This is a genomic window from Nocardia sp. NPDC004340 (genome assembly GCF_053602575.1).
In genome coordinates this window covers 61,748-77,484 of the sequence record NZ_JBSGDW010000009.1, presented here as the reverse complement: position 1 = coordinate 77,484, position 15,737 = coordinate 61,748, and the positions used below count along the sequence as shown (strand labels likewise).

The following is a 15,737-nucleotide window of genomic DNA, read 5'->3' as shown; positions in this document are numbered from 1 at the left end:
TCCCTCGGAACGAGACTGCCCCCGACGCTACCCCAGCAGCCCGCCCAGCAACCCGCCCTGCTGTCCGGCTTCCTGCCCGCCGCCGGTCCCGCCGATGAATCCGCCCGGCGGCAGCTCCGACGGCTGCACGATCACGAAACCGCGACCCGAGAACGAGAGCGTCAGGCCCTCACCGGTGCTGCGGCCGATCAGGCGGGCGAAACCCATGGAGTCGTTGCGCTTGATCCCGGTCTGCAGACTCGACGACCAGGCCACCGCCGCCTGCGGGTCGGCGTAGGTCGGCTGATCGACGTTCAGCACCACCGGCTGGCCGTGCGTGGTGATGGCGATCCGGCCGCGACCGGTGAACACGCAGTTGAAGAACCCGGCATTGCTGGCATAACCGGCCGCGCCCTGCACCCGCTGGATGTTGTACGACAGCGAGGAGTCGAAGGCCAGCACGTTCGCGCCGTTGATGGTCAGTCCGTCGGTGCCGTCCAGATCCACGACGTGCACATCGGCGGCGGCATTGGCCAGGAACAGATCCCCGCGCCCCTGCACCTGCATGAGCGGCACGCCCTCACCGGTCAGCCGCTGCTGGATGGCCCGCCCGATCCCGCCGGACCCGAGCGCCTTGAACCGCAGATCACCCTGATAGGCCACCATCGACCCGGCCCGCGCCAGCGTCTCCCCGTCCACCGCGACGCGAATCATCTTGCCGCCCTGCTTCTGGATGCCGAGACCGCTGACCTCGGCGTGTTGCGGATTGAACAGCTCGCTCTGCACGGGCGGAACTCCTTGTGATGCGGGGGGATTCGGAACGGGGGCCGCGGGCGGATACGCGGGCGGCGAGAAGGACTGCGGGGCGGCGGGCATCGGCTGCGGAGGCGGCATCGGCTGCTGGTACGGCTGCGGCGGCACCGGCTGCTGATAGGACGGCGCGGGCACGGGCTGCTGGTAGGGCTGAGCGGGCATGGTGGGCGGCGGCATCTGCTGCGGCGCCGGGTTGGGCTGCGTCGGCAGGTAACCCGCGGGCTGGGGCGGCGCCGCGAAGCCGGCCGCCGGGGGCGCCGGCGCGGGTTCCGGTTCGTCGTCGATGTTCACCCCGAACGCCGCGGCCAGACCCGCGAGCCCGTCGTCGTACCCCTGGCCGACGGCGCGCACCTTCCAGCCGTCCCCGCGCCGGTAGATCTCGACGCACACCACGGCGGCCTCGCTGGTCAGACCGTTCATCGGGAATGTCAGTGTCCCGGCGTCGGATCCGATGGTGGCGGTCAGCGAGCCCGCCGCCCCGGCGAAGGTGGCGGGCCCGCTGCCGTCGAGGCTGGCGGTGATGGCGATCTTGTCCACGTCGGCGGGCAGCGCGGCGGTCATCACGTCGACCATGTCGCCCGCGCCGCGGCCGTGCCGGTACACCACGCCGGGGCCCACCGGCTGGTTGAAGAAGATGAAGTCACCGTCGGACCTGACCCGCCCGTCCGCGCCCAGGAGCAGCGCGGACACGTCGACCGCGACGGAGCAGGTGACGGTGACCGTCATCCGGTCGGCGGGCGCGGGCCGGTTCTCGCCGCGCGCGAGGGCGGTCACCGGTGTCCTCCGCGGTGGGCGCGGACCCGTTCGGGCGATAGACGATTCACGGCATCCAGTGTGTCGAAACTCGGCCGCCAGGGCCATCCGGGGATACCCGGACTCCGCGTGGCGTCCGGTGCGTCGTCAGGCCGCGCGGTCCGTGCGCTCGGTGTGGTCCGGGCGCGGCAGGTCGGCCTCGTACTGGGCGCGGTGCAGCGCGCAGCGGTATTTCGGGCCCGGCTTGATGTAGGCGGGGTCCAGCCGCTGGGTGAAGCTGAGGTTGTCACGCCGCCAGCAATCGATGCACATCGGCTCGGTCATGGCGTCCTCCTCTGTCATCGCTTCCGCGAAGGGTATGCGGGAGAGGGATTCCCACTCACGGCCTGTTTCGGATATAGGTCCGGGCACTCTTGCGTAACGGATGCGGCCGGTTTGCCGACCGGTCGGTTGCTTTATCGGTGTCACGGGCGCGCCGCACGGACGCGATCAGACATCCCGCGATCACCACGTACACGATGACGTAACAGTTCAACAGGATCGGGGAGATCGGCCACGACGGCGGGAACAGGAACCAGCCGACCACCACCCAGGTGTCGGTCCAGTGGTAGGCCCACGCGCCGGTCGCCACGTAGACGCCGCCGGCCGCCGCCCACCAGCGCGGGTCCGACACCGCGCGATGCACCAGGTAGACGAACAGCGGCAGGAACCACACCCAGTGGTGATTCCAGGAGAACGGCGACACCACGCACGAGGTCAGGCCCGCGAGTGTGACGGTCAGCAGCTTCTCGCCGCGCCGATAGAGCTCCGCCGCGAGCAGCAGCCCGCCGATCGCCACCGGCGCGGCCAGCAGCAGCCACAGCCATTGCGGCACTTGGCCGCCCGTGAAGTGCGCGATCGTGCCGCGCAGGGACTGGTTGGCGGGCTGGGTATCCGGGGCGATCCGGTTCGACTGGAAGAACGTGCGGGTCCAGTACTGCCGGGAATCCGAGGGCAGCACCGCCCCGGCGAGCCCGATGGTGAACACGAAGGTGGCCGCGGCCATCACCGCCGCCGCCCACTGCCGCAACACCACGAACTGCGCCACGAAATACAGCGGCACCAGCTTGATCCCGGCGGCCAGCCCGACCCCGACCCCGCGGATCCGGCTGTTCGGCGGGCGCGAGAAGTCCCACAGGATCAAGGCCATCAGCACCAGGTTGATCTGGCCGTAGTAGAGGGTGGTGCGCACCGGCTCCAGGAACATGCAGGTGGCCGTGAGCAGCGCGCTCAGCCCGGCCAGCCGCCAGGTCAGGCGGTAGCCGAGCACCCGCCAGCACAACAGGACGCACCCGTAGAGCACGCAAATATTCAGTGCCAGCCAGGTATTCGTGACGGACGCCCACGGGATGGCCAGCATCGGCAGGAAACTCAGGGTGGAGAACGGGGTATAGGTGAACGACAGCCCGCGATGGGTGGTCTCGGTGTAGAGGGGATGCCCGTTGTAGATCTTCCAGGCGCCGTCGCGGTAGACGTGCACATCGAAACCGCCCGCCAGGAAACCCACCTGGTCCAGCCAGGGGTCGACGGTGGTGAAGATCAGTGCCAGGGACAGCGCCGCGCCGCAGGCGAGCACCCACGCCGTCGTCCGATTCCACGGTCGCGGTGGCGCACCGGAATCGCTCGCCACCGCTTGGTCTTTCGATCTGACCGCACCGTCTTTTGTTTTAGCACCGATCAACACCCAACCCACCTCAGATGTGCGATACCCCCTCCCGGATGTTCTGAACCCTACCGGCAGGGTTTGATGGTTTCGTCACACTGCGGTCCCGCCCGGCGGAACCGGTCGTTTCCCCGCGCCCCAGTGGTTGAAGACCAGGTTCAGCACGAAGACCACGATCACCGCCGAGGTGATCGGGCTGCCCGCGATCATCTGGAAGTCGGTCGGGAACTGCTTGTAGATGTTCGGGGCGACCGCGGGCAGCAGCGCCACCGACAGGGTGACCGCGATGATGAGCATATTGCTGGTGCCCTCGAACTGGACCTTGTGCAGAATGCGCAGGCCGACCGCGGTGACCATGGCGAACATGACGGTGGCCGCGCCGCCCACCACCGGACCCGGCAGCGCCGCCACCACGCTGCCCACCTTCGGCACCAGGCCCAGCGCGACCAGCATGCCGCCGCAGGCCGCGACCACCCAGCGGCTGCGCACCCCGGTCAGGCCGACCAGGCCGACATTCTCGGCGAAGGCGGTGTCGGGAAAGGAGTTCATGAAGCCGGCCAGCACCGCGGAGAAGCCGTCGGCGGCCAGACCGCGCGCCAGATCGGGCGGTTCGAGCTGCTTGTCCACCATTTCGGCGACGGCGACCATATCGGCGGTGGACTCGGTGAAGGTCACCAGCATGACCACGCACATGGAGATGATCGCGCCCAGATGGAACTCGGGCGCGCCGAAGATGAACGGCCGGGACACGGCGAACCAGCCCGCCGACCCCACCCCGGACATGTCCACCAGATGCATGGGCACCGCGACCAGCGTGCCGATCGCGACGCTGAGCAGCACGGCCAGCTGGCTGACCAGACCGCGGCCGAACCGGTGGATCACCACGATCAGCGCGATCACCAGACCGGCCAGCGCGATATGCGAGATCTGGCCGTAGTCGGCGGCTTTCGGGTCGTCTCCGGCGATCAGCCCGGCGTCCGCGCCGATCAGCGACAAACCGATCACGCAGATCACGCAGCCCGACACCAGCGGCGGGAAGAAGCGCACCACCATGGCGAAGAAGCGGGCGATGATCAAACCGAACACGCCCGACACCAGGATCGCGCCGTACACGGTCGGCAGCCCGGCCTCGCCGCCGCCGAACTCCTGCGCGATCAGGATCATGGGCGAGACCACGGTGAAGGTCGCGCCGGCGACCACCGGCAGCCGCACACCCATGATGCGGCCGATACCGACCGCCTGGATGATGGTGACGATGCCCGAGACGAGCAGATCGGCATTGACCAGCAGGGCGATGGTGTGGGCGGGAAGCTTCAGTGCCCCGCCGACGAGCAGCGGCACCGCGACCGCGCCCGCGTACATGATCGCCAGATGTTGCAGGCCCAGCAGGAAGAGCTTGGGTGGCGGTGGTATCTCGTCGACGGGGTGACGGGCCTTGACGAGTCCGGTGGCGGCATCGATTTCGGATTTACGGGAGGGGCGCACTTTTGCGAGAAAGCGCATTTGCATGACAAGCCTCCTGGAACACGTGGATCACCGGCCGGGGGAGGCCGTGACCACGAACCGAATGATGGCGCAGGAAATACCGGGTCCGCAGCGGATTGTTCGATTGTCCAGCCGGTTCGGCGTGGCTCCCGGCCGCCTTCGTATTTTCCTACAGAATCACACGGTCAGCGGCGTCCCGTGTTGACCGAATATCCCGCCGGACGTAGGTTCAGGCCACATAACCCGTGGTCACAGACAGGAGGCGAGCGGATGTCCACCAACTCCGATCTGCGTCGCCTGGCTCACCGCACCGCGTGGGTGCCCGGGCGCGTCGCCCACGGCTGCTGAGCCGGCTTTCTCGACGAGCGGAATTGATCCGCCGACACTGGATAGTGCACTCGACGACGAAAGCGGCCGGCAATGGCAATTTTCATGACGGTGAACGGAAAATCGACACCGATTTCTCCCGCGGCGACGCACACCACCCTGCTGGACTTTCTCCGGGAGCACGGGCTCACCGGATGCAAGGAAGGCTGTGCGGAGGGTGAATGCGGCGCGTGTTCGGTCCTGGTGGCCCGGCCGGGCCGGATCGAGCCGACCGAATGGGTGGCGGTCAACGCCTGCCTGACCCCGGCCCTCGCGCTGGAAGGGCAGGAGGTCGTCACCGCGGAGGGGCTCGGCACCGTGGCCGCGCCGCATCCGGTGCAGCGGGAGCTGGCGGTGCGCGGGGGCTCGCAATGCGGTTACTGCACACCGGGATTCGTGTGCAGCATGGCCGCCGAGTACTACCGGCCGGATCGGACGGTCACGGACGACGTGTGCGCGCACGGCGAGACCGGGCCCAATGGCTTCGATCTGCACGCGCTGAGCGGGAACCTGTGCCGCTGCACCGGCTACCGGCCGATCCGCGACGCCGCCTACGCGGTCGGCGCACCGGCCGAGGACGACGCCCTGGCCCGGCGGCGCGAGGCCGGCGCGCCGGAACCGGCGGCGACCGACTTCAGTTCCGAGGGACGGCGATTCGTCCGGCCCGCGTCGCTGGCCGAGGCGCTGCGGCTGCTGCGCGACCATCCGGACGCCACCGTGCTCGCGGGCAATACCGACCTGGGCGTCGAGGCGAATATCCGTGGGCTGCGGGCGGAGTACACGCTGGCCGTCGACCGGCTCCCCGAATTGCGCGAGCTCGTGATCGGCGCGGACCGGATCGAGCTCGGCGCGGCGCTGACCCTCACCGAGCTCGAGCGCGGGCTCGCCGGACGGGTGCCGCTGCTGTCGGAGTTGTTCCCGCAGTTCGCTTCTCGGCTCATCCGCAATGCCGCCACGCTGGGCGGCAACCTCGGCACCGGATCGCCCATCGGCGACGCGCCGCCGGTACTGCTCGCCCTGGAAGCCTCGGTGGTGCTCGCGGCTGCCGAGGGGGAGCGGGAGGTCGCACTCGCCGACTACTTCACCGGGTACCGGAGTTCGGTGCGGCGGCCCGGGGAGCTCATCCGTTCGGTGCGCATCCCGCTGCCGCTCGCGCCCGTGGCCGCCTTCCACAAGATCGCCAAGCGCCGGTTCGACGATATCTCCAGTGTGGCGGTGGCTTTCGCGCTCGATATCGACGACGGTGTGGTGCGCCGGGCCCGCATCGGGCTGGGCGGCGTGGCCGTGACGCCCGTGCGCGCCTACGCGACCGAGGCGGCCCTCGAAGGGCGGCCCTGGACCGAAGCCGCCGTCGCCGCGGCCTCGGACATCCTGCACGGCGAAGGCACACCGCTCGACGATCACCGCGCCAGCGCGCGATATCGCAGCGCGATGCTGGGCGAGAGCCTGCGAAAACTGTTCTCCGACACCACCGAGACCGAGGGGGTGCTGTCATGAGTCACCTGTCGCAACGACCCGACGATCCGGTCGTGGGGATCGCGCTCCCGCACGAGAGCGCCGCCCTGCACGTCACCGGGACCGCGCTCTACACCGACGACCTGGTGTACCGCACCAAGGATGTGCTGCACGCCTACCCGGTGCAGGTCCCGCACGCGCACGCGCGGATCACCGCCCTGCGCACCGAGCCCGCGCTGCGGGTGCCCGGCGTGGTGCGGGTGCTCACCGCCGCCGACGTGCCCGGCCTCAACGACGCGGGCGTCAAACACGACGAACCGCTGTTCCCCGACGAGGTCTGCTTCCACGGCCACGCCGTGTGCTGGGTGCTGGGCGAGTCCCTGGAAGCCGCGCGGCTGGGGGCCGCCGCGGTGGAGGTGGAGGTCGAACCACTGCCGTCGATCATCACCATCGAGGAGGCGGAGGCCGCCGGGAGCTTCCAAGGCGTACAACCCGAAGTCCGCTGTGGCGACCTGGAAGCCGGGTTCGCCGCCTCGGCGCACATCTTCTCCGGGGAACTCCTGTTCGCCGACCAGGAACACTTCTATCTCGAAACCCACGCCGCCCTGGCACAGGTCGACGAGGCCGGGCAGGTGTTCGTGCAGTCGAGCACCCAGCATCCCTCCGAGACCCAGGAGATCGTGGCCCACGTGCTCGGGCTGCACAATCACGAGGTCACCGTCCAATGCCTGCGCATGGGCGGCGGATTCGGCGGCAAGGAGATGCAGCCGCACGGCTTCGCGGCGATCGCCGCGCTCGGCGCGACCCTCACCGGACGCCCGGTCCGGCTGCGGCTCAACCGGACCCAGGATCTGACCATGTCCGGCAAGCGGCACGGCTTCCACGCGCGCTGGCGGGCGGGGTTCGACGCCGACGGGCACGTGCTGGCCCTCGACGCCACGCTGACCTCGGACGGCGGCTGGAGTCTGGACCTGTCGCAGCCGGTCCTGGCCCGCGCGCTGTGCCACGTCGACAATCTGTACTCGATTCCGAACGCGCGCTTCCGCGGTCGCATCGCCAAGACCAACAAGCCGTCCAACACGGCCTTCCGCGGATTCGGCGGACCGCAGGGCATGCTCGTGATGGAGGATCTGCTCGGGCGGTGCGCGCCGCTGCTCGGCCTGGATCCGCGAGAACTGCGCCGCCGCAACTTCTACCGCCCCGGGGAGCGCACGCCCTACGGGCAGGAAGTGCGCCACGCCGAGCGCATCGCCGAGACCTGGGATCAGGTGCTGGCCAACGGTGAGATCGATTCCCGCACAAGGGAGATCGCCGCCTTCAACGCGTCGCACCGGCACGTCAAGCGCGGGCTCGCGATCACCGGCGTCAAATTCGGGATCTCATTCAATATGACGGCCTTCAACCAGGCCGGGGCGCTGGTGCTGATCTACAAGGACGGGTCGGTGCTGATCAACCACGGCGGCACCGAGATGGGGCAGGGCCTGCACACCAAGATGCTGCAGGTGGCCGCCACCACGCTGGGCATCCCGCTGCACAAGGTGCGGCTGGCGCCGACGCGAACGGACAAGGTGCCCAACACCTCCGCGACGGCCGCGAGTTCCGGGGCCGACCTCAACGGCGCGGCGGTGAAGAACGCCTGCGAGCAGCTGCTGGAACGGCTGACCCGGGTGGCGGCGACGCGGCTGGGCGTCAACGCCTCCGATATCCGGATCGCCGACGGCGTCGCCCGCGCCCTCGGGGCCGGTACCGACGGGGTCGCGTGGGAGGACCTGGTGCGCACCGCCTACCTGCAGCGGGTCCAGTTGTCGGCGGCCGGTTTCTATCGCACCGAGGGCCTGCACTGGGACGCCGAGACCATGCACGGGTCGCCGTTCAAGTACTTCGCCTACGGGGCCGCGGCCACCGAGGTGGAGGTGGACGGGTTCACCGGCGCGTACCGGATCCGCCGGGTCGACATCGTCCACGATGTCGGCGACAGCCTGTCCCCGCTCGTCGACATCGGCCAGATCGAGGGCGGTTTCGTGCAGGGCGCGGGCTGGCTGACCCTCGAGGACATTCGCTGGGACACCGGCGACGGACCTGGGCGCGGCCGGCTGCTCACCCAGGCCGCCAGCACCTACAAGCTGCCGAGCTTCTCGGAGATGCCCGAGGAGTTCAATGTCAGCCTGCTGGCGCACGCGCACGAGGAGGGCGTGGTGTACGGGTCCAAGGCGGTGGGGGAGCCGCCGCTCATGCTGGCGTTCTCGGTGCGGGAGGCGCTGCGGCAGGCGGCCGCCGCCTTCGGACCGGAGGGCGTGAGCGTGGAACTCGCCGCGCCCGCCACCCCGGAGGCCGTGTACTGGGCGCTCGACGCGGCGCGACGCACCGGCGAATCCGCGATGGAGACAGGCGAATTCGCCGCCGGGGAAAGCGTGCCCGCCGGTGCCTGACCTGACCTGGGTGACGGCCGTCGCGCGACTGCGCGAACGCCGGGAACCCGGTGTGCTGGTCACCGTGGCGACGGTGCGCGGCCACGCGCCCCGCCGCGCGGGCGCGAAAATGGTGGTGGGACAGAGCGATACCTGGGGTTCGATCGGCGGCGGCAATGTCGAGGCCGTCGCCGTCGAACGCGCCCGTGAACTGATCGCCCACCTGCCCGCCGAACCCGAGCTGATGGATTTCGCCCTCAACGACAAGGTCGTCAACCGGCACGGCGTGCAGTGCTGCGGCGGCACGGTGACCGTCCTGCTGGAACCGCTGCCGGTACCTCCGGCCGTCGCGATCTTCGGGGTCGGCCACGTGGGCCTGGAACTGGCCCGCATCCTGGCCCGCCACGAACTGGACCTGCACCTGATCGACACCCGGCCGGACATGCTCGCCGCCGATCGGCTCGCGGCCCTGGACGACGCCATCGCCGTGATCCACACCCACCGCGTCGCGCTGCTGCCCGAGGAGGTGCTGGGCCACCTGCCGCCCGGCACCCACGTCCTGATCATGACCCACGATCACGCCGAGGACGCCGCGCTCTGCGACGCCGCCCTGCGCACCGACGGGCTGGGCACCATCGGGTTGATCGGGTCCCCGGCCAAATGGGCGCGCTTCACCAAGCGGCTCACCGCCGAGGGCGGGCACCCGCCGGAAGCGTTGGCGCGCATCAAGACGCCGATCGGGCTGGCCGACATCACCGGCAAGGAGCCCGCGGTCATCGCCGTCAGCGTCGCGGCGGATCTGTTGCGCGCCTTCGAATCCGACACGACCGACTGAGCCCGGAGACGGTCACCGGCGGGCGGCCTCGTCGAAAATCCGGGACCTGCCCGCACCCGTCAGTGCGTGGCGGCGAGCTCCACGCTGTGGGTGCCCGCGCGACGGCCGGAGAAGACACAGTCGGCCAGCGACAGACCGCTCACGTACGAGTTCGAGCACACGCCCACCGCCGCCCGTCCCGCCGCGAACAGGCCCGGGATCGCCGCGCCGGATTCGGTGCGGACCGCGCCGGTCTCCTCGTCCACCACCAGGCCGCCGAGGGTCAGCATCGGCATCGGGTAGGTGAGCCGCGCCTTGAACGAGATGTCCAGCAGCGTGAAGGGTCCCGAGTGCAGCGGGCGGCGCAGATCGTCGGGCTTGCCCATCGGATCGGGCAGCGACTGCTCGATGGCGCGATTGTGCGCGTCCACGGTCTTGCGCAGCGCCGCCGGTTCGATCCCGGCGCGGGCGGCGACCTCCTCCACGGTCCGGCCGCTCACGCTGCCGACCCGCAGCAGCCGCTCGGCCTGCATGCGCTGGAACCACACCGACTGCTCGGGCAGCTGGCGGCGCGCCTCGGTGAGCAGCCGGGCATCGGCCAGCAGCCAGGCCCGATTGCCGGGGCTGGTCGCGATGGCCGCGCCCAGGGCCGCGCCGTAGCGGGATTCGTCGATCATGCGCTGTCCGTTGGCATCCACGGCGATCGCACCGAAGAAGGCGCTCGGCGGGGCGATGAAGCGCCAGGTCGACAGCACGTCCATGCGATCGGTGGCCGCGCCCGCGGCCTGGGCCATGGCGATACCGCTGCCGTCGTCTCCGGCTGTGCCCAGCGGCAGGCCCTCGGCCCAGGGGTAGTCGGGGGCGTGCTTCCCGACCATCTCGCCATTGGCGATGAAGCCGCCGGTGGTGAGGATGACACCCGAGCGCGCCTGAATGCGCACGGGCACACCGTAACGCCGCTCGATCCGGGCCAGCAGCGCCTGCACCGCCTTGCGCAGACCCTGGTGGTACACACCGGGTTTCGCCGAGATCTTGGCCAGCGCCGCGAACCGGCGTCGCACGGCCGGCGGGGCGCCGGCGATCGTGGTGGCCTCGATGCCGACCACCCGGCCGTCCTCGATCACGAGACTCGTTGCCCTGGTGCCGGTCTGGACCCGGACCCCGTGCTTCGCGGCCGATGTGGCGAGCGGTCCGAACAGCTTCTTGCCCGACACCCCGCGCCCGTGCGCGCGATGCCCGCGCTGCCGCGGCTTCGCCAATTCCCGGAAGCCGCCGGAGTTCTCGCTGCCCGAGTAGTACAGGTAGTAGTCGTCGGTGGGGTAGGAGGTCTTGAACGGGCACAGCGACGCCTCGAACGGAACCCCGTGTCCGGTCAGCCAATCGATGAGCGCGGGCGATTCCTCGCAGAACCGCCGCAGCGTCTGCTCGCTCACCGTGTCGCCGACCTCGGCCCGCAGGTAGGCGAGCATGTTCTCGACATCGTCCTCGACGCCCGCGGCCTGCTGCACCCAGGTCCCGCCGCCCGCGTACACGATGCCGCCGGAGAGCGCGGTCGCGCCGCCGCCCAGGTAGCGGTCCAGCGCGAGCACCTCCGCTCCGGACTCCCGCGCGGCCAGTGCCGCCGCGACACCCGCGCCGCCGTATCCGACGACCACCACATCGGCCGAAGAGTCCCAGGTCCGCACCGTTGCGACCACCTTCCCGAGCGAAGAAATACCCAGCGCCGAGAACTATAACTTGTTCTAGTTCGGCGGGTGGTTCGCGGCGAGCCGGTCGCGGCTGACCGAAATGCCGGTTACCGTCGGACAGATGGCCGGCAAGTCAGCCGCCCCGGCGATCGAGCTGCCGGTCGGCGAACACACGGTGCGCGTGTCCAATCCGGATCGGGTCTACTTCCCCGAGACCGGAGCCACCAAACTGGATCTGGTCCGGTACTACCTCAGCGTCGGCGACGGCATCGTCAACGCGCTGCGCGACCGGCCCTGCATGCTGCACCGCTTTCCCAAGGGCCTGCCCGGCGGCAAGGTTCACCAGAAGCGGCTGCCCGGCGGCGCGCCCGACTGGATCCCCACCGTTCAGCTCTACTTCCCCCGCTATGGGCGCACGGCCGACGAACTCTGCGTGGAGAAGCTCGCCGACGTGATCTGGGCGGTGCAGATGTCGACCGTCGAATTCCATCCCTGGAACTCCCGGCGCTTCGACACCGAACTCCCCGACGAATGGCGCATCGACCTGGACCCTATGCCCGACTGCCCGTGGTCGCGGGTACGGCGGGTGGCCGGGGTGGTGCACGAGGTGCTCGACGAGCTCGGCGCGGTCGGCTGGCCGAAGACCTCCGGCGGCAAGGGATTACACGTCTACGTCCGGATCGCGCCGGAGTACGGCTTCCAGGACGTGCGCCGCGCCGCGCTGGCCTTCGCCCGCGAGGTGGAGCGCCGCGCGCCCGCCGACGTCACCACCGCGTGGTGGCGCAAGGACCGCGATCCCGCGCACCTGTTCGTCGACTACAACCAGAACGCCCGCGACCACACCATCGCCGCCGCCTACTCGGTGCGCGGCGTCCCCGAGGCGACGGTCTCGACTCCGGTGCGCTGGAACGAGATTCCCGACATCCACCCCGGCGACTTCACCATGAAGACCGTCCCCGCCCGCTACGCCGACCTCGGCGACCTGCACGCCGGCATCGACGAGGCGGTCTTCGACCTCGCGCCCCTGCTGGAGCGGGCCGACCGCGACAAGATCGACGTCGACCTCGACGCGGACACCGGCGACTAGAGCTCGTCGGTGCTGATCAGCCCGTCGCGGATGGCCCGGGCGACCAGGGCGGCCTTGGTCGGGGCGGAGCGGCCCACCGCGGCGTACTTGGCGCGGATGCGTTCGAGGTGGGTGTTGACCGTGCCCGGCGTGATGTAGAGCTGTTGCGCCACCAGGGCTTTGGACTCGGTCTGGAACCAGGCGAGCAGGACCTCGCGTTCGCGCTGGGACAGTTTCGGGCGGTCGTCGCCGTCGGTGCTCATGGCCCGGGCCATGGTCGGGCTGAGGTAGGGCCGAACCTCGGCGGCGGCGTGCAGGGCGGCGATCAGGTGTTCGCGGCCTTCGGTTTTCGACAGATAGGTGACCGCCCCCAGGTCCAGGCAGTCGCGGACCAGATGGGGTTCGGTGTGCTGGGAGTAGACGACCACGCGGTGGCCGCGCGCGCAGATGGTGGCCAGCGCGTTCAGATCCGGTGCGCGCTGGTCGAATTGGAGATCCAGGACGATGGCGTCCAAGTCGCCGCGATCGGGGCCGGTGGCGGCCAGGAAGGCCGCCGGGTCGGCGTGGTCGGCGGTCACCTCGAGCCGGGGTTCGGCGGCGGCGCACCAGCCGCGCACGCCGTCGCGGATCAGCGGGTGGTCGTCGACGATGGCGATGCGGATCATCGGGCGTTCTCCAGCTCGAAGCGGTGATGCAGTCGCGCCCACAGCAATTCGCCGGCGGTGACGACCTCGGTGTGCACGGCGCCGGTGGGGTCGGCGGCCGCGGTGGACAGGGCGGACAGGCGGTCGACGGTGTCGGCGGGGCAGTCGCCGAGCGCGCTGACCGTGCAGCCGGTCGCGTCGGTGGTCACCACCACCCGGGCCCGGGAACGACTGGCGTCCAGCATGATCCGGGTCGCGGCCACCAGGTGCCCGCGCACCGGGTCCGGGAGTTCGCGGCCGGGTTCGGGACGGGCGTCGGCCTCGGCTTCGACGGTGACCGCGACCCCGCGCCGCTCCGCCGCGTCGATGCCGCCGCGCAGGTCGGCCAGCAGCGGATGGCCCAGGCCGTCCTGCTGGGTGAACAGGCGGCGCAGGCGCGCGTACTCGGTGCGCGCGGCGACCTGCACCGCGGGCTCGGCGGGATCGAGGGTGCCGTCGGCCAAACCCCGCAGCAGCGGCGTGAATTCGCTCAGCAGTTCGCGGTAGCGGCGCAGGCATTCCTGCTCGGTCATGTGGCCGACCGCGTCGGCGGTGCGGTGGCGCAGGCGTTCCCGGTGCAGGGCGGCGGCGTCGCGGGCCACGCGGTCGAGGGTCGCGGCGAAGCGGGCGGTGAGGAACTGCAGGAAGAAGATGGCCGCGGTGTGATAGCCCAGCACCCGCAGGCTGTCCAGGCCCGGCGCCCGGACCAGGACCAGCGCGCACACCAGCACCCACCAGGCGGTCAGCGCGGTCAGCGACAGTCGCGGCGACAGCCGGAAGCCGAGCGCCACCACCGTCCAGCCGGACGCGCCGATCGACCAGTTCGCGCCCGCCAGTACGGCATTCGCGGGCAGCAGGGCGATCAGGGTCAGCGAGGCCGCGATCGCCAGCGCCATGAGCGTGAGCGTCACCGATTCCCGGCGGCGCGGGATCAGCGCGGCCAGCGCGCATCCCACGTTCACCACCACCAACGCCGCGTTGACCGCCGCCGGGGGTGTCGCCGCCGCATCGGTGAGGGTGGACTGCAACAGGGTGTCGGCGACCGCGACGCCGACGATGCCGTACCCGAAACTGCGGCCCAGCCGTTCGATGCCCGCGGCCGGGGCGTCGAACGAGTGCTCCTCGGCGGCACCGGGTTCGGTGGTCGGCCAGCTCAGCCGCACCCGCGTCCCGTGGCCGGGGCGGCTGGTGACCTCGGCGTCGCCGCCGACGGCCCGCATGCGCTCGATGATCGAATGGCGGATGCCGTATCGGTCCTCGCCGGGGACGCCGTCGAAGCCGACGCCGTCATCGGTGATCACCAGCGCGCCCGGCCCGGCGCCGATGTCGACGGTCGCGGCGCGGGCGTGGCGATCGACATTGGTGAGCGCCTCACGGACGGCGGCCGTCACCGTCCACGCGAGGGTGCCGCGCACGGGCAGCGGGCCCGGGGTGCGCAGGGTGAGCGGCGTCGCGCAGCCGTTGCTCACCTCCCGCAGCAGGACCGACAGGTCGGCCCGGGTGTCGTCGCCGGGCAGCGGAATCCCCGAATCCAGCACGGCGAGATCGCGGGCGGCCTGCCGGGCGATGCGGTCCCGATCCCCGGCCGCGCCCTGCCCGACCATCAGCAGGGTGGCCGCGGCGGTGTCGTGCATGACGGCCCACTGCTCGCGTTCGTAGCGGCGGCGCGCGTCCGCCACCTCGCTCGCGATCCGGGCGTCGGCGGCGGCGGTCACGGTCTGGTCGTGCACGGTGGCCGCGCCCAGCACCACCCGGCGCACCCCCACGGCCAGCAGCCACTCCACCAGCAGGTAGCCGACGGTCAGATCGGAGAGGAAGTTCCACGGGGTGAGCCCCGGCGTGGCGCGATTGGCGTAGTAGAGCAGCAGCAGGACCAGACCGGTCACCGCCGCCGACACCCGCACCCGCTCCGCGATTCCGACCGAGATCACCGTTGCCGCCACGACCTTCACGTCGATGAGGTCTCCGGTCCCGATTCCGGACGCGGCCACACTGGTCGTCCCCAGAAGGTAGATGGCCACCACCGCGACATCGGCCGCGGTCCACCCGGGCCCGAGCCGGCGACCCCACAGCCGGCTCGCGGACCACACCGCCAGCCCCAGCGTGACCGCCTGCCCCAGCCCCGGCTCGACCGCCCCACTCGCCAGATGCACCACCGTCAGCAGCAGGCAGGCGGCGTGCCGGAACCGGACGGCCAGCCACGTCGCCTCCTGCGCGACCGCGGCGTGGGTCGGGTCGGCTTCGCGCAGCACCCGGTCACGGTACCGAACCGGATTCGGCCCAGCATCCCATCCCTTCCGGGGGCACGGGTGTCCGTCGAACACCCGACAGACAGACCCGTCCGACTACGGAATCGTGGAGGGCGCGGCAAGGGGTGCGAGGGTCCGTACCGCTGCCGTGGCCGCGGCCGTTGGCGGGCGGGGAGTCAACGGCCGCCGGGTCACCCGGGCCGGTGCGCGCGAGGGATGACTACGCTTCTGAGTAGGAGCGGACTAGCCCGGCTGAGGCGACACACCGGCGCAGGA

11 protein-coding genes are annotated in these 15,737 nt (G+C 70.8%); 4 read left to right on the top strand and 7 right to left on the bottom strand.

What is annotated here, in order from left to right; all coding sequences use genetic code 11:
• Positions 1 to 27: 27 nt before the first annotated feature.
• From ACWEOI_RS28785 to ACWEOI_RS28770, 4 genes are all read right to left on the bottom strand, one after another.
• Positions 28 to 1,518: an AIM24 family protein gene (locus ACWEOI_RS28785; protein WP_433673259.1), complete on the bottom strand. Its 1,491-nt coding sequence runs from the start codon at positions 1,516 to 1,518 to the stop codon at positions 28 to 30.
• A 174-nt stretch (positions 1,519 to 1,692) separates the two neighbouring features.
• On the bottom strand, positions 1,693 to 1,869 hold the full coding sequence (locus ACWEOI_RS28780; RefSeq protein WP_357090651.1) for a hypothetical protein: 177 nt from the start codon (positions 1,867 to 1,869) through the stop codon (positions 1,693 to 1,695).
• Positions 1,870 to 1,924: 55 nt separating this feature from the next.
• Positions 1,925 to 3,214 (bottom strand): glycosyltransferase 87 family protein, encoded by a 1,290-nt coding sequence (locus tag ACWEOI_RS28775; RefSeq protein ID WP_452361599.1) that lies wholly within the window; start codon positions 3,212 to 3,214, stop codon positions 1,925 to 1,927.
• Positions 3,215 to 3,340: 126 nt separating this feature from the next.
• Positions 3,341 to 4,756: a nucleobase:cation symporter-2 family protein gene (locus ACWEOI_RS28770; protein WP_452361598.1), complete on the bottom strand. Its 1,416-nt coding sequence runs from the start codon at positions 4,754 to 4,756 to the stop codon at positions 3,341 to 3,343.
• 408 nt (positions 4,757 to 5,164) lie between these two features.
• Between ACWEOI_RS28770 and ACWEOI_RS28765 the strand changes: the two genes are divergently transcribed.
• From ACWEOI_RS28765 to xdhC, 3 genes are read left to right on the top strand one after another with little or no spacing between them, the layout of a single operon-like run.
• The gene (locus ACWEOI_RS28765) at positions 5,165 to 6,595 is read left to right on the top strand and encodes a xanthine dehydrogenase small subunit (protein WP_452361597.1); all 1,431 of its coding nucleotides are present in this window, start codon (positions 5,165 to 5,167) and stop codon (positions 6,593 to 6,595) included.
• Positions 6,592 to 8,982 (top strand): xanthine dehydrogenase molybdopterin binding subunit, encoded by a 2,391-nt coding sequence (gene xdhB, locus ACWEOI_RS28760; protein ID WP_433671368.1) that lies wholly within the window; start codon positions 6,592 to 6,594, stop codon positions 8,980 to 8,982. The genes ACWEOI_RS28765 and xdhB overlap by 4 nt, the downstream gene beginning before the upstream one ends.
• On the top strand, positions 8,975 to 9,796 hold the full coding sequence (xdhC, locus tag ACWEOI_RS28755; protein WP_452361596.1) for a xanthine dehydrogenase accessory protein XdhC: 822 nt from the start codon (positions 8,975 to 8,977) through the stop codon (positions 9,794 to 9,796). The genes xdhB and xdhC overlap by 8 nt, the downstream gene beginning before the upstream one ends.
• A 59-nt stretch (positions 9,797 to 9,855) precedes the next feature.
• Here the strand turns inward: xdhC and ACWEOI_RS28750 are convergent, their stop codons facing one another.
• Positions 9,856 to 11,472: an FAD-binding protein gene (locus ACWEOI_RS28750; protein WP_433671372.1), complete on the bottom strand. Its 1,617-nt coding sequence runs from the start codon at positions 11,470 to 11,472 to the stop codon at positions 9,856 to 9,858.
• 112 nt (positions 11,473 to 11,584) lie between these two features.
• Here ACWEOI_RS28750 and ligD point away from each other — a divergent pair, with 112 nt between their 5' ends.
• On the top strand, positions 11,585 to 12,550 hold the full coding sequence (ligD, locus tag ACWEOI_RS28745; RefSeq protein WP_452361595.1) for a non-homologous end-joining DNA ligase: 966 nt from the start codon (positions 11,585 to 11,587) through the stop codon (positions 12,548 to 12,550).
• On the opposite strand, the gene ACWEOI_RS28740 is transcribed toward ligD, so the two are convergent.
• Positions 12,547 to 13,194: a response regulator transcription factor gene (locus tag ACWEOI_RS28740; protein WP_357090636.1), complete on the bottom strand. Its 648-nt coding sequence runs from the start codon at positions 13,192 to 13,194 to the stop codon at positions 12,547 to 12,549. The two genes, ligD and ACWEOI_RS28740, sit on opposite strands and share 4 nt — an antisense overlap.
• Positions 13,191 to 15,464, bottom strand: coding sequence for a sensor histidine kinase (locus ACWEOI_RS28735; RefSeq protein WP_452361594.1), 2,274 nt, complete (start codon positions 15,462 to 15,464; stop codon positions 13,191 to 13,193). Before ACWEOI_RS28735 ends, ACWEOI_RS28740 begins: the two co-directional genes overlap by 4 nt.
• Positions 15,465 to 15,737 lie beyond the last annotated feature (273 nt).